Raw genomic sequence first — 23,849 nt, 5'->3', positions numbered from 1 at the left:
TTTAACGTACTACGAGAACATCACAATTGGCACTGCGAACTACATTCTCCGATACAGAGCCGAGTAAGAAGCGTTCTGCACGGTTTAAACCGGTTGCTCCGATAATGATTAAATCGGCATCTGTCAAGCTCGTCAATACCGCTTTCGGCGATCCTTCTTCAACGTATACTTGTACATGCTTAACGCCGGCCTGTTCCGCTATAACCTTGTATTCCTTTAACTGATCAAGAGTTTTTTCCTTGAGGGCCTTTGCATACTTTAAATCATATGCTTCCACTGAGCCGAATGAATGTGTATCAATTACACTCACTAGATTCAATGTCGCATCCGTCAATCGCGCAACGTTCATGCCACGCTCAAAAGCTACTTTTGCTTTTTCCGAAAAGTCTATTGCCACAACAATATTTTTATACGTTTTTAGCATCTAAATCACTCCTTGTCTAAAATTATTATAACAAATGTTACCATTACATTGTAAACAAAGGGCACAATCCCCTTAAGGTTAGACGTCTTTCTTCAGAATACGAACATTTTTATGTTATTAATATAAAATCATTCGTGTTATAATGAATTTGAAATTACTATTGGAGGTATCTCACGTGGAATTAATTTATACAGGTAAAACAAAGGATGTATTCAAGCTTGAAAACGAATTATATTTACTGAAATTCAAAGATGACGTAACAGGTGAAAACGGGGTTTTTGATCCGGGTGCAAACACAGTCGGCTTAACAATTGATGGGGCTGGCCTTGCAGGTTTGAAACTAACTTCTTTCTTTTACTCTAAATTAAATGAATTAAATGTACCGACACATTATGTTGAGGCAAATTTTGATGAAGCGACAATGACGGTTAAACCGGCAACAGTTTTTGGTAAAGGTTTGGAAGTAATTTGCCGATTTAAAGCAGTCGGTTCATTTTTACGTCGCTATGGCGCTTATGCAACAGAAGGTCAGGATTTGGATTCGTTTGTGGAAGTGACGATTAAGGACGATGAACGCCTGGATCCTCCTATTTCTGAAGATGCACTTGCAATGCTTGATATTTTGACTCATGAAGAGTATGCAATTTTGAAACAACGTACAATCGAAATTTCAAAGTTTGTTGCAGCAGAGTTAGAGAAAAAAGGATTAACACTTTATGATATAAAGTTGGAATTTGGCCGCGATGCAAAAACAGGTGAAATTTTACTTATTGATGAAATTTCAGGCGGTAATATGCGTGCATATCAAGGCGATACATATATTGAACCATTACAATTAGAAAAGATTATGCTTGCTGAATAATTTAAATATTTTTTTGCTTATTATCCAGCTGTAGAGGGACATTTCGGGTTATCCGGTATGTCCCTTTCACTTTTTCCTCTTCCTTTTTTCTTAATAAAATGCTACACTTACTTTTGTACTTCAACGCGTTGAAGCGCGAAACTGTAGAGCGAGGTCTAATCATCATGAATGCAAAACAACATGTAAAACCACATTTTATTGAAGCACTTATTTTAATTTTATTTATTATTGCACTCATCTCCTATAGCATTATGAAACTCGGGAGTGTACCGCATATTCCGATATTAATAGCCATCTTTGTTCTATTTATTTATGGTTTCATGCGAAAATTACCTTACCGAGTTATGGAACAAAGTATGATTACTTCTGTTACAACTAGTATCGGCGCGATTTATATTTTTCTGTTAATCGGTGTTTTAATTAGTAGCTGGTTAATAAGCGGTACAATTCCTACCTTACTCTATATAGGTTTATCCATTATTTCTGCTAGCTTTTTTTATGCTGTGGTGTTCATTATTACGAGCATTATCGGCACAGCGATCGGCAGTTCGCTTACTACCGTTGCAACAGTTGGTATTGCAATGCTGGGTGTCGGCAATTCTATAGATGCTTCACTTGCTATTACAGCAGGTGCAATTGTTTCAGGAGCCTTTTTTGGGGATAAAATGTCCCCGTTATCCGATACAACAAACTTGGCTGCGACTGTTGCCGGTATCGACTTATTTACGCATATTCGAAATATGATGTACACGACAATACCTGCATTTACCATTTCGCTCGTTGTCTATGCTTGGATTTCACCGAGCAGTCAAAATATGAACACAAAGCTTATTACAAGTTTTAAAGAAACATTACTTGCGACAAATTTAATACATTGGTATGCGATTATTCCGCTCGTCGTTTTAATTGTCTGCACGATTTTTAAATTGCCGAGTCTTGCTACACTGGCAATTAGTGCGATATCAGGCATCTTGCTATCATACTTCCACAGCTCGATCCCATTGAACGAATTGTTCGGGATTTTGTATAACGGCTATTCAATGAATACCGGTGTCGAAGCAATTGATTCATTATTGTCACGTGGCGGAATGAACAGTATGCTGTTTACGATTATTTTAATTGTCCTGTCTCTTTCAATGGGCGGACTCCTGTTTGCACTAGGAATCATTCAAACATTGCTGCAGACACTGCAAAATCAGTTGAAATCGGTTGGTTCGGTTATTACGGGAACAGCTTTTACCGCAATCGGTATTAACGTAACGATCGGCGAGCAGTATTTATCGCTGTTATTAACCGGTGAGGCTTTTAAGGATAAATTCAGAGCACTTCACCTCCATCCGAAAAATATGGCACGTACAATTGAGGATGCAGGTACTGTCATCAACCCGCTTGTTCCTTGGAGTGTGTGCGGTCTGTTCATTGCCTCGACATTGAATGTTCCTGTTATTGACTATTTACCATTCGCTTTCTTTTGTCTGTTAAGTCCCATCATAACGATTTTATTTGGCTGGTTGAATATTACGATTACAAAAATCAGCAAGAATTAATTAAAAACCTGCTCATTTTAGAACGAGCAGGTTTTTTCGTATTATATTTGAATTAAAATCTATCTAAACGGCTATTCTCTTCCCGAAAATTGCTTTAAGCAGAGGCGGTGTCACAATTGTTGTTACGATAATTACAATAATTATCGATGTATAATAATTACCTGGAAGAAGTCCTCCTTCAAGCCCCATTGCAGCTAATATTAGGGCAACTTCGCCTCGGGAAACCATTCCAGCTCCAACACCCATCGAGGATTTCGTATTGAATCCGGCTAATTTCGCACCGAATCCGGAACCAACGAATTTGGATACAACCGCAATGATTGAAAATACGATAATAAACCCGATTTGTTCTCCGATTCCATCAAATGAAACTGCTAATCCGATACTAACAAAGAAGAACGGAACAAAAATCCCGTATGCAATCGGCTCAACCTTATGCTCAATTTCTTCTTTATATTCTGTCTGTGCAATGGCAATACCCGCAAAGAAAGCACCGATAATACCAGCGATACCCAGGAATTCTGCAAAATATGATAAACCAAAACAAATAATCAACCCTGCACTCAATATCGATTCAGTAACTCTAAATTTCTTGAATGTTCTTATAAAGTGTGGGATAAACCATTTTGCCAGTACAATTAATATCGCAAAGAATAATACTTTCTTACCTATTAATAAACCGATATTCGTATCTGACCCGGCAAAGAAACTCATCGCAATTGCGATTAAAATGACAACTACAATATCATCCAATACCGCAGCTCCAAGTAATGTTGAACCTTCTTTACTATTCAGCCAGCCAAGCTCCCTTAATGCCTGTACCGAAATACTGACAGAAGTTGCAGAAAGTAATAACCCAATAAAGATGGATTCCCCTACAGACAACCCATAATATTGCGATCCTGCATAACCCAAAATAATAGGCAGGAGAATACCACCTAAAGCAACATAAATTGCCGCTTTTTTGTTTCTATTCATTTCCTGAAGGTCGGTTTCAAGCCCCGCTAAAAACATTAACAGTAAAACACCTATTTGGCTGAATACAGTTAAAAGTTCAGTATCATGTACCCAACCAAGTAATGCAGGACCCAGAATAATACCTACGATAATTTTCCCGAGTACAGATGGTTGCCCTAATCTTGCAGCAAGATGGCCAGCAAGTTTTGTAGCAAATAAAACTAGCACAATTTGTAAAATAAACATAAATTTCCCCTTTCAATGCAAAAAAAGACAAGGCAGTGCCATAGTTGACTATGGCTCCACCTTGTCTTGCACTTGTTATTTAATTTAATGTTCTTAGCTCTATTTTAATATAATTACACTCGATTTTGCAAGTATATTCTATATGAATCTACCTTCGCATTCTTAAATACACTTAATGAATACCTAAAAAACCTTTCAACTCCGCCATTTGCTTTTGTGCCTGCTCATAGCCGACTTCATAATTCGCTTTCATTTGATCGATTTTGCTTTCAAAGCTTTTGATTGGCCGATCCGGTTTAAAAATGAATGCTTCCTGATCAATTTCTTTTTGCGCAATATATTGAATTGTTTCATTATACATATCCGCACGATGTCTCATCGCAGCTGCGAGTCTAGGATAGCGTTTTTGGAAAAGCTTTGTTGCCCACTGATTTGTTCTTGAAGCACTTTTTATATAGCCCGGTTCCCTCGTCAAAATGAGCAGATGCTTGTTATATCCTTTTTCAATCGCTCGTTTGATTGGAATCGAATCCGATAATCCCCCATCATAATAAGGCACATTGTCAATTTTAATTTCAGGGAATAATATTGGAATGGCACATGTTGCCTGCAAAATATCACATGTTTTTGTCATAGTATGCGCACTTTTATACTCCACTTTTCCGGTATATGCATTCGTCAGCCCGAACTCCACCTCGCCCCGGTAATTGTAATAGGCATCCCAATCAAATAAATCAAGCTGATTTGGCACAATATTATAAGCAAAGTCCAATCCGAACAGGCTTTTTTCCTTTAAAAAATTCCGCATGCCCATATAGCGGGGATCATTGCGGTATGTTGTCAAAACACGCATCGTTCGTTCCGGCTGATTTGACATATAGGACACCGCGTTGATGGCACCTGCTGAAATTGCCGCAATATACGGCATTTTTATCTGTTCTTCCATGAGGGCATCCAACACTCCCGCTGTAAAAACTGTTCGAAATGTCCCGCCTTCAAGTATTAGACTACAATCCTTCACTTCCTGCATATCATCACACTCTTTCCCTATTTCCATCGTTTCTCTATTTTACTATATGTCCTGTAAATAATATTAAAAATATTTATCAACCAAATTTTCACTACTTCCTAAATTTTCAGAAATATGGTATTATTTATTTCGAATATCGTAATATTAGGAGGCTAATTATGTCAATGTTGAATCGTAGTGATGTACCGGTTGAAGAAACTTGGAATTTGGAAGATTTATTTGCTACAGAACAAGCCTACACAACGGCAATCGAAGAAATAAGACAACTTGCAGAAGAAACTGCAGAGGGGCTTGCAGGGACAATTACTGATGTACAAGGCGCCATTAATGCCATTGAAGCAACAGAAAAAATTCAGGAGAAAATGGTTGTTGTCGGCACATATGCGAGCCTTTCACATAGCGTTGACCAAACAAGCACAGATAATCAAATGCGTGCCGCAAGCTTTGGTTCATTTGCCGCAAAACTTGCTACTAAGCTATCTTTTGTAAAAAGTGATTTACTTGCGTTGGACGAAGCTGTATTAAAAGAAGCACAATCTGTAAAACCAGAATACGCTAATTATATTGATAAACTGCTCGTACAAAAACCGCATCAATTACATCCGGAAGCGGAAAAAGCATTGGCAGCATTCGGTGCCACATTCAACGCGCCATATGAACTGTACAATACTACAAAATTGGTAGATATGAAGTTTCCTAACTTTGAAGTAGATGGTGAATCATTCCCGCTTAGCTACAACTTGTTTGAAGGTGACTGGGAGCTGGAAACAGACACGAATAAACGTCGTGCTGCATTTGAAGCCTTTTCAAAAAAACTGCGTGATTATCAGCATACGACTGCCAAAACATATAATACACACTTGACGATTGAAAAAACGGAGGCGGACCTTCGTGGCTACGACAATATTTTTGATTCTTTATTAGAGTCACAGCAAGTAGACCGCTCAATGTATAACCGTCAAATCGACTTAATTATGAATGAGCTTGCTCCACATATGCGCCGTTATGCAAAACTGCTGCAAAAAACACATCAGTTGGACAAAATGACGTTTGCGGATCTTAAAATTTCATTAGATCCTTCATATGAGCCAACTATTACGGTGGAAGAATCCCGTCAATATATGAAAGACGGCTTATCGATTATGGGTGAGCATTATACGAACATGATCGATCGTTCTTTTGATGAGCGATGGATTGATTTTGCACAAAATGCAGGAAAATTTACTGGTGCATTCTGTTCAAGCCCATATGGTGTACATCCGTATGTATTGATTTCATGGACGAGCCGAATGAATGAAGTATTCGTATTAGCTCACGAACTTGGTCATGCCGGTCATTTCTACTTGGCAAACGATGCGCAAAACATCTTCAATGCTCGACCATCACTTTACTTCATTGAAGCACCATCAACAATGAATGAAATGCTGATGGCTAACCACTTACTGAAAAATTCTACAGATGCGCGCTTTAAACGTTGGGTCATCTCAACAATCATCAGCCGTACGTACTATCACAATTTCGTTACGCATTTACTTGAAGCAGCATACCAGCGCAAAGTATACGAAATTATCGATGCAGGCGGAAGCGTCAATGCACCGAAACTGAATGAATTAAAACGTGAAGTGCTTGAGCAATTCTGGGGAGATACAGTTGAAGTAACTGAAGGTGCAGAATTGACTTGGATGCGTCAGCCGCACTACTATATGGGCTTATATCCATATACGTATTCTGCTGGTTTAACGATCTCAACACAAGTTTCACAACGCATTTTAAACGGTGACGAAGCAGCTGTTGAGCAATGGATTGATGTATTAAAATCAGGCGGTACAAAAACACCTGTTGAACTAGCTCAAATGGCAGGAGTCGACATTACGACTGAACAGCCATTACGTGACACAATCGCATTTATCGGCGATTTAATTACACAATTGGAACAACTGACTGCAGAGCTGCAAACAGTTTAAGTGACACTGCAATCAGTGGAGATTTTTTATTCCCACTGATTGACCGTCTTCACTATTTTAGAGGATGTGCTGAATTTACTTTCAGACACATCCTTTTTAAATGGCTACCGAAGTATTGATTAGATCTACTTGCTGGAACAATTCAGATACCCCTGATTCGATTGCAGCAGATCCCACCGCTTTCGCCACAACACCTGCAACACGTTCATCCATTGAACTTGGAATAATGAAGTCTTCATTGAGCTCTTCATCTGTTACGAGCGATGCAATAGCTTCAACCGCCGCCAGCTTCATCGATTCATTGATATCTGTCGCTCTTACGTCAAGTGCACCACGGAAAATCCCCGGGAAGGCCAGCATATTATTAACTTGGTTTGCATGATCAGAACGGCCGGTACCGATAATTTTTACGCCCCACTTTTTTGCATTTTCCGGTGTTATTTCAGGATCCGGATTTGCTAAAGCAAATACAATCGGATCTATAGCCATCGATTTAATATGCTTTTCCGTTAAAATATTCGCTGCAGACACCCCGATAAACACATCCGCACCTACTAATGCATCATCCAATGTACCGCGTAACTGCTCCGGATTCGATAAATGAGCAACCTGTTCTTTTACAGGATTCATCCCTTCAGGACGCCCTTCATAAATAATGCCTTTCGTGTCACACATAATGACATTCGTGTAACCCATTTGAATTAAAATACGGAGAATCGCAATACCTGCCGCCCCTGCACCGTTGATGACAACTTTCATTTTCGCCACATCTTTTTTCACTAGTTTTACTGCATTGATTAAACCTGCTCCTACAACAATCGCCGTTCCATGCTGGTCATCATGAAATACAGGGATTGAACATTCAGCACGTAGTCGGTCTTCAATTTCAAAACAGCGAGGCGCTGAAATGTCTTCCAGATTAATTGCCCCATAAGTTGGGGAAATTGCTTTTACGACGCTGACAATTTCGTCTACGTCTTTAGTGTTTAAACATACAGGCACCGCATCGACATTTGCAAAGCGCTTTAATAATAATGCCTTCCCTTCCATTACCGGCAACGCTGCTTCCGGACCGATATCCCCTAAACCTAAAACCGCAGTTCCATCTGTAATAACCGCTACTAAATTCCCTTTCATCGTATAGTCATAAACCGTCGAAGGATTCTGTTCAATTGCCAGACAAGGGGCCGCGACACCCGGAGAATACGCTAAACTCAAATCATATTTATCCTGAACCGGAACTTTTGCACGGATCTCCATTTTCCCGCCAAAATGTTCGTGCATTTCCAGTGATTTTTTCATTAAATCCATAATTACCATCCCCTTCTAATTTTTGAAATCCTTTGTAATTATGAATGTTAACTTTTAGTTTTTATCTTGTCAACAATAGCATTGAAAACTTATTTTAATTACATGAATATCCCTATAAACATTGATATATAAAGGTTTATGAGGTTTTTCAACCGCTTGTTTCACTTGTGAATTTAAACACAATCTATTATTCCACAAAAATCAATGTAAGGGCTATCATTTTCAAAACCCTGCTTTATCAAGCTAAAGTATGTGATGGATTGCACGAAGTATTTTTAATTTAGTAATATGAAATAATTCACAAACTTCTAAAAAATTTTTTTTCGACCAGCTGTTTTTGTCTCAAATTCAGTGTACTTTTGTTACACTTATACATATCGGAGGGAACGCAATGACAGAGAAACCGAATACTGAAGAACTGACAGAAGAAGAATTTTTGGAACTTGTTTTGGAAGAACAGGAAAAGGCGCTTGCAAAAGAGCGGGAAGAACGTTTAAACCCACAGCCGAAAAAATTGAAAAAACAAAAACCATTTGTTCGAATTGTAGTATGGCTGATGGCATTAACATTAGCTTTCAGCACGTTTGCCGTGATTTTCAATGTGTATTCCATTCCAGCCATCGAATTTTTAAAAGTATCGACACAATTATCAAATCAGGAAAATATTCAAACATATAAACAATCTGTTGTCACGATTAATACCGATTCAGGAAAAGGGACAGGATTTGCAATATCAGACAACGGCTACATAATTACGAATGATCATGTCATTGACGATGCGCTGACAATCACCGTCGTTTTTCCGGATGATACACTTTATAAAGCTGAGGTAGTGGAATCATATGAAGATTATGATTTGGCACTGTTGAAAGTGGATGCGGAAAACTTGCCATTCCTGCCACTTGCCCGGGCGAGTGAATTCCGTAAAAATGAGCCGATTTATTTTATCGGAAATCCGCTTGCATTTAGCGGGATTGCCAATAAAGGAACGATTATCGGCTATACTACGGCCGCTGATATTGAGCCGGATATCATTATGATAGATGCACCCGTGTATCGCGGAAATAGCGGTAGCCCCGTTATTAACGAAAATGGAGACGTAATCGGTGTTGTATTTGCGACAGGAAATCGTGAAGGGCACGGTAAAGTCGGGTTGTTTATCCCGGTAGAAAATGTGCATGAACTGTTTCAGGGTTATTTGAAGTGATATGGGACGGTTTATGTGGTTGCAAGCGTCGTAATATATTAGAACTTTTGTGATTGATATTAGAAAAGTTGAGGGATATATTAGAACTTTCATAGAGTTTATTTGAAGATCGCGTGCTCATATTAGAAGAACCGTTGCATGAACTGTTCCGGAGTTATTTGGGACGTCATTATGGTTTATGTGGTTGCAATCTGCGTAATATATTAGAACTTTTGTGACTGATATTAGAAGAGCTGAGGGATATATTAGAACTTTCATAATGTTTATTTGAAAATCGCGTAGTCATATTAGAACAAACGTACACTTTATTAGAAGTTCCGCGATATATTAGAACATTTAATATTTTATTAGAACTTCCCTGGTTTTATTAGAACTTTTCAAATTATATTAGAACAACCAGCAACTATATTAGAAAATCTCACCACCACCACACCCACAAAAAACGGCTGCTCAATATTAATGATTGAGCGCCGTTTTAAAATTAGAAAATAAGGCTAATTAAGAAGTAGAATAATCCGGCCATTAATGCGGAAATTGGCAATGTGATAAACCACGTCACTACAATTTTACGTGCCATCCCCCATTTAACGCCTTTCACACGTTGTGCTGCACCGACACCCATAATTGCAGAAGAAATTACATGTGTTGTCGAAACCGGTAGTGCGATGACTGTGGCACCAAAAATGATCGATGCCGAAGTTAAGTCAGCAGCTACCCCGTTGACCGGTCGGATTTTCATGATCTTACCGCCGACTGTTTTAATGATTTTATATCCGCCTACCGATGTCCCAAGACCCATCGCCAGTGCACAGGCAAAACGTACCCAGTTTTGTACTTCATCAGTTGATTGCAAGTTTGCCGCGATTAGAGCCATTGTAATAATACCCATCGCTTTTTGCGCATCATTCGTACCATGTGTAAACGATTGTAATGCCGCTGTACCGATTTGCGTTAAACGGAATGCTTTCGTTGTTCCGTACAATGGTGAACGGTGGAAAATAAATTTGAATAATTTCATTACGATAAAACCAAGAGTTAATGCTAAGATCGGCGAAATGATTAACGCCTGCAAAATTTTAAAGAAGCCTTCATAGTTTAAAATATTCATACCTGCAGATGCCACTGCTGCACCAGCAATTGAACCGATTAAAGTATGTGAAGAACTTGATGGAATACCGAAATACCAAGTTAATAAGTTCCATGTGATGGCAGAACATAATGCTGCCAAAATTACGACAGATCCTGTTGTATCCCCTTCAAATGCGTTTAAAGAGAATGGATCCACAATTCCAGATGCTACAGCTTTTGCTACACCTACAAACGTCATTGCACCTATAAAGTTCATAAATGCCGCTAACAGAACAGCTACTCGAGGTTTTAGTGCTCGCGTCGAAACAGATGTTGCGATCGCATTCGCTGTATCATGGAAACCGTTAATAAAATCGAATGCCAGCGCAAAGATGACAACGAGTACGGTAATGATTAATAACGTATCCATAATTTACTCCTTTTTCATTATGCATTTCGCATAATAATTGATTCGATTGTATTCGCTACATTTTGGCAGTAGTCCGCAATTTCTTCTAACTGCTCATATAAATCTTTAAAGATGATTAAGCGAATTGGATCTTTTTCAGTCTGGAATAGTTCAGTAATGGATTTACGGAAAATTTCATCACATTCACGCTCATAATCTTTGATCAGAATTGCATGTTGACGCATTCCGATTAAATCTTTTTTATTCAATAACTCCATTGCTTTTACTGCTTCATCTGATGATTTGGCAATATAATCTACAAAGTCACGCATGTACTGGTTCACTTCTGTAAAAGAGTACATTTCGAAGTGGGCAATTGTATTTTCAATGCCATCCAGAATATCGTCCAGTTTAATAGCCAATGATAAAATATCTTCTCGTTCAATTGGTGTCATAAACGAATCGTTTAATTTCACGATTAATTCATGGATCAGCTTGTCCCCTGCTGTTTCATAGGACTTCATTTTAATTTGAATTTGTTTTAGTTCTGATACAGTAGTAATTGTCGATTCTTTAGCATAGTTGGCACCTTGTTGTACATTTTTTGCAATATTTAATAATCCTTCAAAAAATGGATCCGGTTTTTTAGAATTAAACATCGAATAAATCCTCCTAAAATGAAGTTTGTATATTAAAACCTAGGTAATCATAACACCGATTTTTCAATATCTTCAACATTAATCTATGTTATTTACAAAAGCTTTACAATCGTGAAACATAGCTCCCAGTACTTATCCTGTTAATTTTAGCCGATTTTTGATGAAATATTCTGAAATTAACAGAAATTTGTTGATTTAATGCTTTTAAACAGCCATTTTGGCAGTAATCTCTACAAATATTAATGTTTCTTCTTCCATACCCTTTATTAAGCAATGTTAATTGTAAAGCCAATGTAAATTTTAAGTTTCGTAATAGTTATTTTTTTCAGCAGCAATTTCTACTAAAAAAGCCTAGCAAGTTACAACTTACTAGACCATAATTCTCATATTTATTTGTTCAGCACAGAAGAAACAATATGTGCCGCATCCCATTCGCCTAAAGACAGTTTAGTAATCGGATACTTTTTATTGAAAAGCTGCGCTGTTATTTCATCCGTTGTCAAACCCTCTTCGTTCATCATTTCGATTTTAGCACTTAGCTCTTTTAAGTAATAAAGTTTTCGTAGTAAAACGTCTCTCCCATTTTCAATATATCCTGCATGATTACAATAGATTTCTAGAAAGTCGTATGTTAATACTTTCTCCAGCGATCGGATAATTTGTGGAATGCTCTCTTCACGCAAAACGACTTTTGTTTTCGGTGTTACATACAGATCTCCTGTAAAAAGTTGACCTGTCGATTCATTTAAATAGGCTACATGGTCCTCTGTATGTCCGGGAGTTTCAATCACTTTCCACTCAGCAGTTCTTGATGAAAAAGAATCGCCAACAGGCTGTGCTAGAAACGGCCGTCTTGCCCCCCAGAACAGTTTGCGGTATAAAGGATAGTTTGCTTTCTTAGCACTTTCTTCTATATTGAGCGGATGCATAAATATTGGCAGATCATAAGTTTTCTGCAAAAAATGCGCGCCTCCGGAGTGATCTTCATGATAATGGGTCAACATAATCTGATCAACGTCCATCTGTTCGAAAAAAGGCTTAAACTGTTTAAGAAGTGAGGCAGAACCTGTATCGATGAGTATACCGTCCACTTCAAAGCAATGAACATTCAAGTGAATAGCTTGAAATTGAACAGATCCATTCATCATTTTTACTCCGTTCTTTTCACTCAGCTCCGTTTTTTTCTTAAATAACATTTTTCTCACTCCTTTGACCAGTATTTTCTACACTATCACTTTATCATAAATATTGGAAATCAACCCTAATTTTCTGAACGGCAAAAAGCCGCTATGTAAAAATAATTTACATAACGGCCTGTTCAGCAGGTCCATTTTATTTCTCGACAGAATGATGATTTACCCAATCACTATAGCCTGCCATATAGATTTTTATATTTTGATAGCCTGCTTCCTTCAACACAGTATATACCGGTGTCGCTGTAACACCTGATCCGCAATAGACAACTACTTCCTCATCTTTTGGAACTTGTTGAAGAAGAGATGAAGTAATAACGAGTTCCGAGCCATTGCGCAGCTGTTCCCAATCATAGTTTTTAGCTGTCGGTATATGTCCTGCCACTTTATCAAACGGTTCTGTCTCACCACGGTAACGTTCCGGTGCGCGGGCATCGATTAATGTCGCTTTTCGTTTTCCTTCAATAATGTGCATAATGTCCTGACGCTTTAGTAAAATATCGTCATTCCATTGTAAATCAAGCTTACTTTCCTTAAATTCAGGGATTTCTGTCGTTACAGGGAATCCTGCATCCTTCAGTGCTTCAAAGCCGCCATTTACAACATAGGCATGCTTGAAGCCTGCATAATGCAATATCCACCATGCACGTGTTGCGTATGCTGCTGCACCTTGATCATAAATATAGATGGCATCATTGTAATTCAATCCATGCTTTTCAAACAAAGCCTGAAGCTGCTTCTTTTCCGGAAGCGGGTGTCTGCCTTCTTCTTTTGTTAAATCCGACAGATCGGTATTTAAATCCCAGTATACCGCCCCTTCAATATGGCCCTCTTCATACATCTTTCTGCCTGACTCTAAATTGCTCATATCAAATCTAGTATCGATCAAACGACCTGTTCTTTCCATTCGATTTGCGGTCACAAAAATATTCGTCATTAAAAAGATCCTCCTTACGCTTGTAGTTGCGCGTAAATATCTTTCCAAACAGCTAAGCGATTTTCTTCTTGAAGTAACAAACGTTCTGTTTCAATTTGCTCGACTGCCTGTTCAAGCATATGCTGGCGCAATCCTTCTGCCTCAATGGCGATATAGCTGCCGGCCCACTCCATAATTTTAGCCTTTTCCACATCCAGATAACTTTGTGCATCTGGTTTTGTTAATTTTTCCAAGGCATCACGCAATTGCTCTTTTTCATTCTTTTCAAAGAATGCCTTCACATTTTTAAAGTGTGATTTTACGCCTTCATATGGTGTAGAATCCGTAAATGGACCAGTGAAATCTAAAATCTCCGGCTCTTTTGATTCATAGCTTAAAAATGCAAAGCTTGGGTTCAATTCTTTTAATTCACGTGCCTCATCTTTGAACAATTCCTTCATTTTCTTCTCAACAAATTGAGCTAAGCGGAAATTCGTTACACGCAATTCCTGTGCGAAGTCAAAGCTCAATGCTTGAAGCACTTCTTTTAAAGCTGTTTGCAATGCTTGCTGAGCAGGCATTTGCGCGAAAGTGGACGGATTATAGCTTTCACGGTAGAAGTCCGGATAGCGGTAGTACACCCGTTGCAGTACATAGTATAACAGTTCATCCAGTTCCTGTTTTGTTTCACTTTCAAGCATGGCTGTCTGCGTTGATTGGAATTTGGAACGCACAAGCTTTTCCAAATGAGCCAATTCATCAAGACGCTCATCTTTACGCTTCAGGTTTTCTTCGGTTTGTGTAATTAAATCATTCAGGCGTGCTTCTGTTTTATCCACTTCTTCTTGAAGTGCCTGTACCGCAATGCCCATCAGTTCATCATTCAGGAAGTGATGGAATGCATCTTCAAATGGTGCCATACCTGACTGATGTTCAAGCTGATCCTGCTTTTCTTTTAAGGCCAGTAAGCTCGATACTCCGTACAGTCTTGGGAAACGAATACCGAATCTCTGAAGTTCTGAACGAACATAACCTTTTACTTCTTCCTCTTCTTCCATTGTAGAAGCCAAGTCAATCGCATTTACGATAAAGAACATTTTATCCAGTTCAAATGCATCTTTTACACGTCCTAGCTGGATTAAGAACTCACGGTCCGCTTTTGCGAATGCATGGTTGTAGTACGTAATGAAAAGAATGGCGTCGGCATTTCGAATATAATCGAATGCTACACCAGTGTGACGCGCGTTGATCGAATCGGCACCCGGTGTGTCTACTAATGTTACGCCCATACGTGTTAGTGGTGAATCAAAGTAGAAATCGATATTGTCCACGAAACAAGAGCGGTTTTCCTGGGCTACGTATTTTTCAAAATCATGACGGTTAACACGTAATGTTGTGCCTAGTTTAGTGATAAATGTTTCATAACCTTCCGAATATGCACGGATAAATGATTTATGGACATTCAGACGCTCATCTGTTAATGGAACTGCCAGCCCTTCTTCTGCACGATCATACGCTTCTTTCAGTGATGATACTTGAAGGCCAATCGCTGCATACGAGCCTTGAATATCTTCCAGCAGCTGCGCTTCATTCTTCAGATGAACATCGGCTGTTTCATGGGGATGTTCCGGTGTGACAGGACGAATTTTGTTAATCGCTGCTGTCGTCGGGTTTGGTGATACTGGTAAAACACGCTCACCCATCAAGGCATTTGAAAAGCTTGATTTACCCGCACTGAACGCACCGAATAAGGCAATCGTAAAGTCGCGTTTTTGCAGACGTTCCACTTTTTTTGTCAGGAAGCTGGACACTTCTTTGAAGCCTTGTACATCTTTAATAATATGCGCCGTCTTCAATGCTTTTTCCGTTACTTTATCAACATTCAAACCTGAACCTGCTTTTTCCTGCGTCTGTTCAGCAGCAAGTTCTGTTTCCTGGTCTTTCAATTGTAACATCGACTCATCAAATGGACGGATATCTTTCAATGCCTGCTCATGTTCACGCTTCCAGTTTTCCAAATAAATTTTGGATTCCGCACGAATTTCATTGGAAACTTGTTTCATCAATGTGCTGCTGAATGCCTGGAATTTCTCGATTTGCATAATATGCTGAAGTGCATGCACCTTTTCAGACATAGCATTAATTTTAAGCTTAACTGGTGCTGCCGCTTCACGCGCAACCTGTTCCAATGTATCTTTTTGCTCTAGCTTCCACGCATCCGTTGTTTGAATAAAGTAACGCTTTGTCGCATCCGATACACGATTTGCAAAATTTAATACCGCATCGCCCGTTATGACCGCGCTCTTTTGTACTTGATCTTCAATAATCGAGAATGGGAAATTAAATTCCTTATTGTCAATACTTGCGGCACGCTCGTCGTTCAATGCACCAACATCTTTTAATGCTTGTTTCATCATTGCTTTAATATGACCGCTAATTTGAGATTGGACAACATGATTAAAGCTTGCATATGCTTCTTCCTGACGTCGTGATTTCTCTTCTGCTGTTTTCTTTTTCGCTGTAAACAGTCCGCCAACTTTGAAGTCCTCTTGCTGACTTTCTAAATAAGCACGTAATTTATCACGTACATCCGCCGGCATAATCGCCGCATTGGCAAGCAAGTCTTTACGTTTTTCATCGAACTGCTTATCAAATACATCAAACGAGAATAGTTCTGTTTGACGTGTCAGCTTTTCATATTGCTCTAAAATATCTTCACGATGCTGCCAGTCGTCTTCAGAAACGAATTCAGCATATGTAGTGAAGCGATCCTGCTTTTCTTCTTCCAAATACGCTTCATGCTCATGCTGAAGCTTTGTTAGCGTATTTTCTGCAGTTGAAATTAATTGTTCCTGCCAGTCGTTCATCGAATCCATGACGATTTTCTTTACTTGATCAAAATCGTTGTTCGGAAGCTCTTTTTCACGCAGTGAAGTGAAGAAAATATTTTTCGGGTAAACACCCCAAGCTGCAAACGAGTTGTGAACAGATTGTTTAAAATCTTCAAATGATAATTCAGCTTCGCGGTGTTTGTCGATTTGATTGACGATTAAATATACATTTGGATTGTATTTCATCAATTGCTTAGTAAATTGGAAATTCAGTTCTGATTGCACATGGTTGTAGTCCATTGTGTAAAATACCATATCGGCAATATGCAATGCAGATTCAGTACTCATTGCATGTGCATCGTCTGTTGAGTCAACACCCGGAGTATCCATCACCGTTACCCCTTCAGGCAAGCTCGATGTACTGTGTCCAATTTCAATTTGTGATACCAATTCACCGTTTTTGCTCAGTTCTTTTACTTGCTTAATATCATAGCCCGCTTCAAATTTTACCGGCTTTTCATTGTGCAAATATAGAATCGCAAAATCTTCATCAGATTTATGCACTTTTACGATGTTCGCACTTGTCGGAATTGGACTTGTCGCCAAAATGTTTTCTCCAGAAAGCGCATTGATCATACTCGATTTACCTGCAGAAAAGTGACCGGCAAACCCGATAACAAATTCCTTTTGTAAAAGCTTGCGTGCAAATAAATGAAGTTTTTCAATTCGTTCTGTATCTTCATTTTTTTTATAAATTATGTATTGTAATGCCGATTGCTGTAACAATCCCTGAATTTTCTCGTCAAACATCGTCATATTACTACCCCTTTATATCAATTTATATCTTTTTGCCTTAAATTCGTCACATTTCTATAGTACCATGCTTAGCCCGGAAAATCGGCTAGTATTTTTTTAAAATTATTGTTCCCCGCATATTTCCATTAAATATTAGCTGTTTTCTGCTTAATTTGCTATTTTGGAATAACCAGTTTATTATGCGCATTTGAATTCATTTTCATGAATGTATTGTATAGATTTATAAAATCACGTCAATACCCAACATAATATCAGTATAATGAGAAAATAAAAAGATTGGAGCAATATATCGCCCATTTTTTAAATGATTGTGAGAGGAGATGATGAACCATGAGAGGTTTGTCTTTTGAAATACCGAACGAATACGGCCGTTATTTATATGAAATTTTAGAGGACATCAACATCGAAATTTACTTTTGGAAGGCAGGTGACGGAGAGGCATATTATATTGAAAACAATCAGCTAGGAGCTGCAATGTTTCCGCAGCCTTTTACATATACCGGTGAAGACCTTTACAACCAAATCACTGCAAAGGACTATTATGTAATATTTACAGACTTAAAAGCATTTAAAGAACATACAGCTGTGCAGGACATATTTACATATGAAGATTTTCTAGTGAGTCAATGTGAAATCGTCCTGTTAATCGTTGATAGTTCCTATGTAACAATCTATGCAAAAGATGAGCATGTAATTGATTGTATTTATAAAAAAGCGGTTCAGAATGGATACGAAAATATTGAATACATTACAGATGAAAATGACCTTCGCACAACATTGACCTCATTTTGAATGAATAAGTGAAGCAGTAATGATGCTTCACCTATTTTTCAATGGCTCATTTGTCGTATAAAACCCGTTAAAGGACTAACTTTAGCCGAATTTCTTAAATGGCTCATATAAATATCTACCGGATAAATCGTTGCAATAGGTCCTATATCCACTACCCTTAACATATCCGCTTCAATCTCATCTGAAATCAAACTTTCTGGCAATAGCCCGATGCCTAAACCTTCCTTAATCAATTTAATAGCAAAAATAACATCTTTTATTTTGTGGAATTTCTTAATAACGTACTCACTATTTAAATATTCAACTACAGGGGTATGTTCATTTAAATACCCTATATAAAGCGGATGCTCAGCAAAAAGTGCTTTAAGCTGTAAATCCAACTGCTTTTCCGTAAGCTGTAACTTAGAAGAATGGACCAGTTTTAATGGAGAACGGTCAATGCGCTCCGAATGAAAGTCTTTAGAAATGAATTTATGTAAACCTAATGCTACATCTATTCGCTGTTCTTTAATCGCGCTCTTTAAAAGGATTTGATCTTCCATTACAATTTCTACATTATATTGTTGATTTTCTTCAATAAAGTCATGTATTCGTTCTAATAGATTCGTATAAAGCAACGCCGGTGAGACAGAAATTATTAATGGTACAGCCGGATGCAGGGCTTCCAGGTGAATCTCTTTTGTACTTGCTTCTATTTGAGCCACAAGTTTTTTTGCCATCGGGTAATATTTTTCGCCAATTGCCGATACCTTTACCTTTGTATGTTCTCGGCGAAACAATTGGACCTGTAAATGCTCCTCTAATAATTTCATATGTACAGTAATACTCGGCTGGGAAATATACAGTTTTTCTGCAGCCGCTCGAAAACTCCCTTCCTCAACAACCGCAATAAACGATTTCAGCCATTTTATATCCATATCGGTCCTCCTCTTATTAATATTATTAATTAAATCGATTAAAATTCATTAATTTCGTTAATTTTAAGTCTATTATACACTGTAAACACTACATGAAATGAGGTGTTTTAAGTGAAAGATTTAGTAACCGCCTTCACACGTTTCGCCAGCCATGAAACCAAAAACAATAGCCCGCTTTACGAATATTGGTCGATGAGGATTCAAACAGACGAGCAGCTGTTAAATCTTATTATGCATATACCGAAGTTACAGCCGAAGCCTAATTTATTTTTTGGGGCTGTGCAGTATTTATCAGCTCAAACTGAAACGCCGTTAAAACAACTATTCGAAAATCCCAATGTAGTAGATTTGGAAGAAAGCTTTCAGTTGCTCACTGACTTCTGTACACAGCATTCCGATGAACTGTTAAAGTTGTTTCAGACAAAATCCGTTCAAACAAATGAAGTACAGCGGGCCAGCTATCTTTACCCGATCTTTTCGGAAATCGCGGAAGAAGCAAAACTTCCGTTAACATTAATGGAAATCGGGACAAGTGCAGGACTATTGCTTAATTTGGATGGGTATCGGTATGAAATAGAACAAGAACCGCCGATTTCATTTGGCAATGAAAATAGCCCGCTTACTCTTTTTGCAAAAAACTATGGTACTCCTCTAACTTCAGTGAAAAACCTGAACATATTACACCGCATCGGGATTGATTTAAATATTATTGATTTACAAGATTCGGATGAATATTTATGGCTGAAAAGTCTAATTTGGCCTGAACAAATTTTACGCAAAGAAAATTTAGATCAAGCAAAGGCGATTCACCGGCAATACCCCAAGCTTTTACTGACCGGGGATTTCAGAAAACTTATTCCCTCTCTATTTGAATCTCATGAATTTAAAAATAGCCAGATAATTATTTTCCACACACATGTCGCAAATCAGTTTTCCGCTACATTAAAATCAGAATTATTGACACTTCTTCAGCAACTAAGCCATATTCAAAGCATTTATCATGTCTACAACAATATGGAGGATAAAGATTTACATGTCGATTTCATTGATGCAGGTATTACTAAAACCATCAAGATACTTCAAAATACAGATGGACACGGGAAGTTTTTTTGTTGGAATTAACTCCACAAATAGTAATAACTACGATTTATGTTGACAAGTATGTATCAACTATATAATATTATAAATCGTAATAGTTACTATTTAGGAGGTAATGTATGAAGAGGAAATTAAATTGGATAGTTATGTTAGCATTTGGCTTTATCCTCGTTGGTTGTGCTGAAAATTCTAAAGAAGAGGTCAAGGCAACTGCGGATGATGTAACAGAAGAAAAGGCTCATGATCATCAACATGAAATTAATGAGAAACAGGAAAAAATTTATAACGGTTATTTTGAAGACGAAGAAGTACAGGACAGACCATTAAGCGATTGGAGCGGCGACTGGCAATCGGTCTACTCTTATTTGCAAGATGGCACTTTGGATGAAGTATTTGAACATAAGGCTTCCCATGAAAACCAAACATTTGAGGATATTAAATCTTATTATGAAACTGGCTATAAGACTACTACGAACCGAATTGTCATTGAAGATCGTTTTATTACATTTTATGATCATGGTCACGCGCATAAAGGAGAATACGCATATGATGGTTATGAAATTTTAACCTATGAAAAAGGTAATCGCGGTGTCCGGTTTATTTTCAAACATGTCGGCGATGAAACAGGCGTCCCCGCTTATGTTCAGTTCAGTGACCATATTATCGCACCTCAAAAATCAGGGCATTACCACATCTACTGGGGAGATGATCGTGAAGCCTTATTAAAAGAAGTAACGAATTGGCCAACCTATTATCCTTCAAATATGGATGGCCATGAGATTGCACACGAGATGATAGCACATTAAAAAATGTACAAAAAAAACAACCATTTGCTCTTGAGGAAATGGTTGTTCTTCTATATTTTTTATTTTATTCTTCTAAATAAAGATGAATCGTGCCATCTAGTTCTAATACACTTTCCGGCTCCGGTAACTGCGCTTTTACAGTCTCGCCTTCTCCATGTACCTTAATTTGATAAGGATATTCCATCTCCATTATTTCATTGACAGGTACACCGACTAAATTCGGTACGCGCTCCGTCAACTCATCTCCCCAGCGATATTGCTTTTCCAGTTGGCCTTCACGGTCTTTTTCTATTCCCAGAATCGGTGCGATATCTTCAATAATCTGCCCAACAATCGGCGCGACAATTGTACTGCCGAACACTGTTTCCCCTTTTGGACTGTCAACCGCTACATATACGACAACTTCAGGATCATTTGCTGGTGCAAAACCAATAAATGATACGATATAGTCCCCATCTTTATAGCGTCCGTTTTCTACTTTTTGGGCAGTACCCGTTTTCCCGCCAATGCGAAGTCCATCCCGATATGCAGCGCGACCTGACCCATTTGCTACAACGGACTCCAGCGCGTCTCTTACAATTTTAGAAGTTTCCTCACTGACCACATTGCGTTTTAAGGTCGGCTTATTTTCCAGGACGACTTCTCCCGTTTCCGGATTATATACTTTTGACACAACATACGGCGTAAAGAGTTTCCCACCATTCACAGCCGCAGAAACCGCTTGAACTTGTTGAATCGGCGTCACCGATATCCCTTGCCCAAAAGAAGTGGTGGCATGCTCGACTGGTCCAAACGCTTCTTCGGAAAATAATATACCCGATGACTCTCCGGCAATATTGGAACCGGTTGTTTGCCCGAACCCGAAGTTTTTAATGTACTTCATTAACTTGTCAGCACCAACTCGCTGCCCCAGTTCGATAAATCCAGGGTTACAGGAATTTTCAACTACTTGTAAAAATGTTTCTTCCCCATGACCTTCCCGCTTCCAACAGCGAAGTCTTACACCTTCCACCATCGTATAGCCTTTATCAAAAAAAGTATCTTTTTCAAGATCTACTACATTTTCTTCAACAGCAGCACTCAATGTAATAATTTTAAAGGTTGAACCCGGCTCATATGTCATCCATACCGGTAAATTCCGGTTATAAATAGATGAATCAACTTCTTCAAACTTAGAAGGATCGTATGTAGGGTATGAAGAAAGAGCCAATATCTCCCCAGTTTTAGGGTTCATCGCAATGGCCAGCGCCTGTTCCGCATTATATTTTGTCATCGCTTGAGACAATTCTCGTTCGATCACTTTCTGAACTTCCACATCAATCGTTAAATTTACCGTTGCTCCTTGCTTCCCTTCCCGCCACTCATCATTTACATGTGGTAATGGCTTGCCTTTTGCATCAGTAAACAATTTGATCGCTGCATCTTTGGAAGTCAAAAGTCTATCATATTGATATTCAATACCTGCCAGCCCCTGCGAATCATAACCCGTAAATCCGACCAGCCGTGATAACAGATTCCCGTACGGGTAACTCCTGTCATAATCTACACCGCTATATAGTCCGTCAATTTTCAGTTCCTGAATTTTAACAGCTTGTTCATATGAAATATTTTTTGCTTCCGGTGCAAGTTTGACGAGATAACTTTTGGAATTCATTTTTTCATATAATTTTTTCGCATCCAAATTAAGTACTTCTGCAACCTGATTTGCCGCTTGTTCAATATTATCATTCTGGGTTGGCATAAAATAAAGCGTCGGCGCTAATTCATTCGTCACAATAAGTTTACCGTTTCGGTCCGTAATCTCCCCACGCTCTGAAGAAAACGGAATTTCACGATCCCAATTCGATTTTGCAAGTTCCGTTAATTTATCGTGCTGAATAATTTGCACATAAAACAGTTTGATAAATACAATAACCCCAAAAAGAATAAAAGCTGAAAAGATTAACCTTAATCTATTTTTGGAAATAGTTGAAATCCACTTCAAAAAATTCACCTCATTATTCACGTTATGAATAAAACGGAAAATCTATTCAAGCATAGTTTGCGAATTCACTAGAGGAGGTAAAATGGGTCCCTTTTAGCGGTGAGGCTGTGCTAGTGGATGAGGATGAGATTTTCTAATAAATTCGGAAATGTTCTAATATAATTTTATTTGTTCTAATAAAATGCCGATTATCTAATATATCTTCTGGTTGTTCTAATAAGTGTCCGCGATGTTCAAATATCATCTCCCAATCTTCTAATATCACCCGCACTTTGTCTAATAAACTGCTGAATTGTTCTAATAAAACTCCAAACCAAGCACTAGGTATATAAATTTCCAGGCAAAAGCAGCGGTCGGTTCACTTTCTTCTAATATCGACGTAGAATCTTCTAATATCCCACTGAATTGTTCTAATAACTCCTGCAATTGTTCTAATAAAATGGCTTTCAATCTTGACGTTGCCTTAAAAGCGCACTCAAAATGCCTTTCCCTAACCCTAGTGTCGGGTAATATGCACAATCATCCAAATAAAAAACAGCACCTCATAATCGAGATGCTGCCTTAAATTCAAAAATTATTTTTTCTTAATAGTGATTGTCCAAGAAGCTTCGCCTAATTGTTCGTAGTTTGTTACTTCATGGCCGTCTTCAGCTGCCCAGCGTGGAATTGATTCTGTACCTTGAGTACAATCGAACTGTACTTCCAGCTCATCGCCTGTGTTTAACTCTTTAATCGCTTCTTTTGCTTCGATTAACGGAAACGGACAAACCATACCTAATACTTCTAATGTTTTTTTCATGTAAATTCTCTCC

At 38.3% G+C, this 23,849-nt stretch carries 19 protein-coding genes; 7 read left to right on the top strand and 12 right to left on the bottom strand.

The annotated features are described in order from the left end of the window. Position 1: 1 nt before the first annotated feature. Positions 2–424: a universal stress protein gene (locus MKY27_RS06465; protein ID WP_339198724.1), complete on the bottom strand. Its 423-nt coding sequence runs from the start codon at positions 422–424 to the stop codon at positions 2–4. 175 nt (positions 425–599) lie between these two features. Here MKY27_RS06465 and MKY27_RS06460 point away from each other — a divergent pair, with 175 nt between their 5' ends. Next, the gene (locus MKY27_RS06460) at positions 600–1,286 is read left to right on the top strand and encodes a phosphoribosylaminoimidazolesuccinocarboxamide synthase (protein WP_339198721.1); all 687 of its coding nucleotides are present in this window, start codon (positions 600–602) and stop codon (positions 1,284–1,286) included. 164 nt (positions 1,287–1,450) lie between these two features. After that, positions 1,451–2,833: a Na+/H+ antiporter NhaC gene (gene nhaC / locus MKY27_RS06455; RefSeq protein ID WP_339198719.1), complete on the top strand. Its 1,383-nt coding sequence runs from the start codon at positions 1,451–1,453 to the stop codon at positions 2,831–2,833. A gap of 63 nt (positions 2,834–2,896) precedes the next feature. On the opposite strand, the gene MKY27_RS06450 is transcribed toward nhaC, so the two are convergent. Both MKY27_RS06450 and MKY27_RS06445 read right to left on the bottom strand, forming a co-directional pair. Next, entirely contained in the window at positions 2,897–4,036 is a 1,140-nt protein-coding gene (locus tag MKY27_RS06450) for a cation:proton antiporter (RefSeq protein WP_339198716.1), read from the bottom strand. Between the two features lie 172 nt (positions 4,037–4,208). Further along, positions 4,209–5,066: a patatin family protein gene (locus tag MKY27_RS06445; RefSeq protein ID WP_339198713.1), complete on the bottom strand. Its 858-nt coding sequence runs from the start codon at positions 5,064–5,066 to the stop codon at positions 4,209–4,211. 158 nt (positions 5,067–5,224) lie between these two features. Between MKY27_RS06445 and pepF the strand changes: the two genes are divergently transcribed. After that, positions 5,225–7,030, top strand: a complete 1,806-nt coding sequence (gene pepF / locus MKY27_RS06440) for an oligoendopeptidase F (RefSeq protein ID WP_339198710.1) — start codon at positions 5,225–5,227, stop codon at positions 7,028–7,030. A 96-nt stretch (positions 7,031–7,126) separates the two neighbouring features. Here the strand turns inward: pepF and MKY27_RS06435 are convergent, their stop codons facing one another. Beyond that, the gene (locus MKY27_RS06435) at positions 7,127–8,341 is read right to left on the bottom strand and encodes a malic enzyme-like NAD(P)-binding protein (RefSeq protein ID WP_339198707.1); all 1,215 of its coding nucleotides are present in this window, start codon (positions 8,339–8,341) and stop codon (positions 7,127–7,129) included. A 391-nt stretch (positions 8,342–8,732) separates the two neighbouring features. Between MKY27_RS06435 and MKY27_RS06430 the strand changes: the two genes are divergently transcribed. Further along, positions 8,733–9,548, top strand: coding sequence for a trypsin-like peptidase domain-containing protein (locus MKY27_RS06430; RefSeq protein ID WP_339198705.1), 816 nt, complete (start codon positions 8,733–8,735; stop codon positions 9,546–9,548). A 481-nt stretch (positions 9,549–10,029) separates the two neighbouring features. On the opposite strand, the gene MKY27_RS06425 is transcribed toward MKY27_RS06430, so the two are convergent. The 5 genes from MKY27_RS06425 to MKY27_RS06405 all read right to left on the bottom strand — a co-directional run bounded on the left by MKY27_RS06425 (position 10,030) and on the right by MKY27_RS06405 (position 17,440). After that, complete coding sequence (locus tag MKY27_RS06425; protein ID WP_339198702.1) at positions 10,030–11,046, bottom strand: inorganic phosphate transporter; 1,017 nt, start codon at positions 11,044–11,046, stop codon at positions 10,030–10,032. Positions 11,047–11,063: 17 nt separating this feature from the next. Next, a complete protein-coding gene (locus MKY27_RS06420) occupies positions 11,064–11,684 on the bottom strand; it encodes a DUF47 family protein (protein WP_079525974.1) in 621 nt (206 codons plus the stop codon). A gap of 389 nt (positions 11,685–12,073) precedes the next feature. Next, on the bottom strand, positions 12,074–12,880 hold the full coding sequence (locus MKY27_RS06415; protein WP_339198699.1) for an MBL fold metallo-hydrolase: 807 nt from the start codon (positions 12,878–12,880) through the stop codon (positions 12,074–12,076). Between the two features lie 136 nt (positions 12,881–13,016). Further along, positions 13,017–13,814: a sulfurtransferase gene (locus MKY27_RS06410; protein ID WP_339198697.1), complete on the bottom strand. Its 798-nt coding sequence runs from the start codon at positions 13,812–13,814 to the stop codon at positions 13,017–13,019. 14 nt (positions 13,815–13,828) lie between these two features. Then, a complete protein-coding gene (locus MKY27_RS06405) occupies positions 13,829–17,440 on the bottom strand; it encodes a dynamin family protein (protein WP_339198694.1) in 3,612 nt (1,203 codons plus the stop codon). A gap of 330 nt (positions 17,441–17,770) precedes the next feature. Between MKY27_RS06405 and MKY27_RS06400 the strand changes: the two genes are divergently transcribed. Then, positions 17,771–18,232 carry a DUF2691 family protein gene (locus MKY27_RS06400; protein WP_339198691.1) on the top strand — a complete coding sequence of 154 codons (462 nt, stop codon included), beginning with the start codon at positions 17,771–17,773 and terminating at the stop codon, positions 18,230–18,232. A gap of 38 nt (positions 18,233–18,270) precedes the next feature. Here the strand turns inward: MKY27_RS06400 and MKY27_RS06395 are convergent, their stop codons facing one another. Further along, complete coding sequence (locus MKY27_RS06395; RefSeq protein ID WP_339198689.1) at positions 18,271–19,149, bottom strand: LysR family transcriptional regulator; 879 nt, start codon at positions 19,147–19,149, stop codon at positions 18,271–18,273. Between the two features lie 111 nt (positions 19,150–19,260). Between MKY27_RS06395 and MKY27_RS06390 the strand changes: the two genes are divergently transcribed. Both MKY27_RS06390 and MKY27_RS06385 read left to right on the top strand, forming a co-directional pair. Then, a complete protein-coding gene (locus MKY27_RS06390; RefSeq protein ID WP_339198688.1) occupies positions 19,261–20,271 on the top strand; it encodes a DUF2332 domain-containing protein in 1,011 nt (336 codons plus the stop codon). 122 nt (positions 20,272–20,393) lie between these two features. Next, complete coding sequence (locus MKY27_RS06385; RefSeq protein WP_339199648.1) at positions 20,394–21,053, top strand: metal-binding protein ZinT; 660 nt, start codon at positions 20,394–20,396, stop codon at positions 21,051–21,053. Positions 21,054–21,117: 64 nt separating this feature from the next. Here MKY27_RS06385 and MKY27_RS06380 read toward each other — a convergent pair whose 3' ends face one another. Further along, a complete protein-coding gene (locus MKY27_RS06380; protein WP_339198685.1) occupies positions 21,118–23,037 on the bottom strand; it encodes a penicillin-binding transpeptidase domain-containing protein in 1,920 nt (639 codons plus the stop codon). A 574-nt stretch (positions 23,038–23,611) separates the two neighbouring features. Then, entirely contained in the window at positions 23,612–23,836 is a 225-nt protein-coding gene (locus tag MKY27_RS06375) for a sulfurtransferase TusA family protein (RefSeq protein ID WP_008404823.1), read from the bottom strand. Positions 23,837–23,849 lie beyond the last annotated feature (13 nt).

This window comes from Solibacillus sp. FSL R5-0449 (assembly GCF_037975215.1).
Taxonomy (GTDB): Bacteria; Bacillota; Bacilli; order Bacillales_A; family Planococcaceae; genus Solibacillus.
This window is presented reverse-complemented; position numbering and strand designations above follow the sequence as displayed.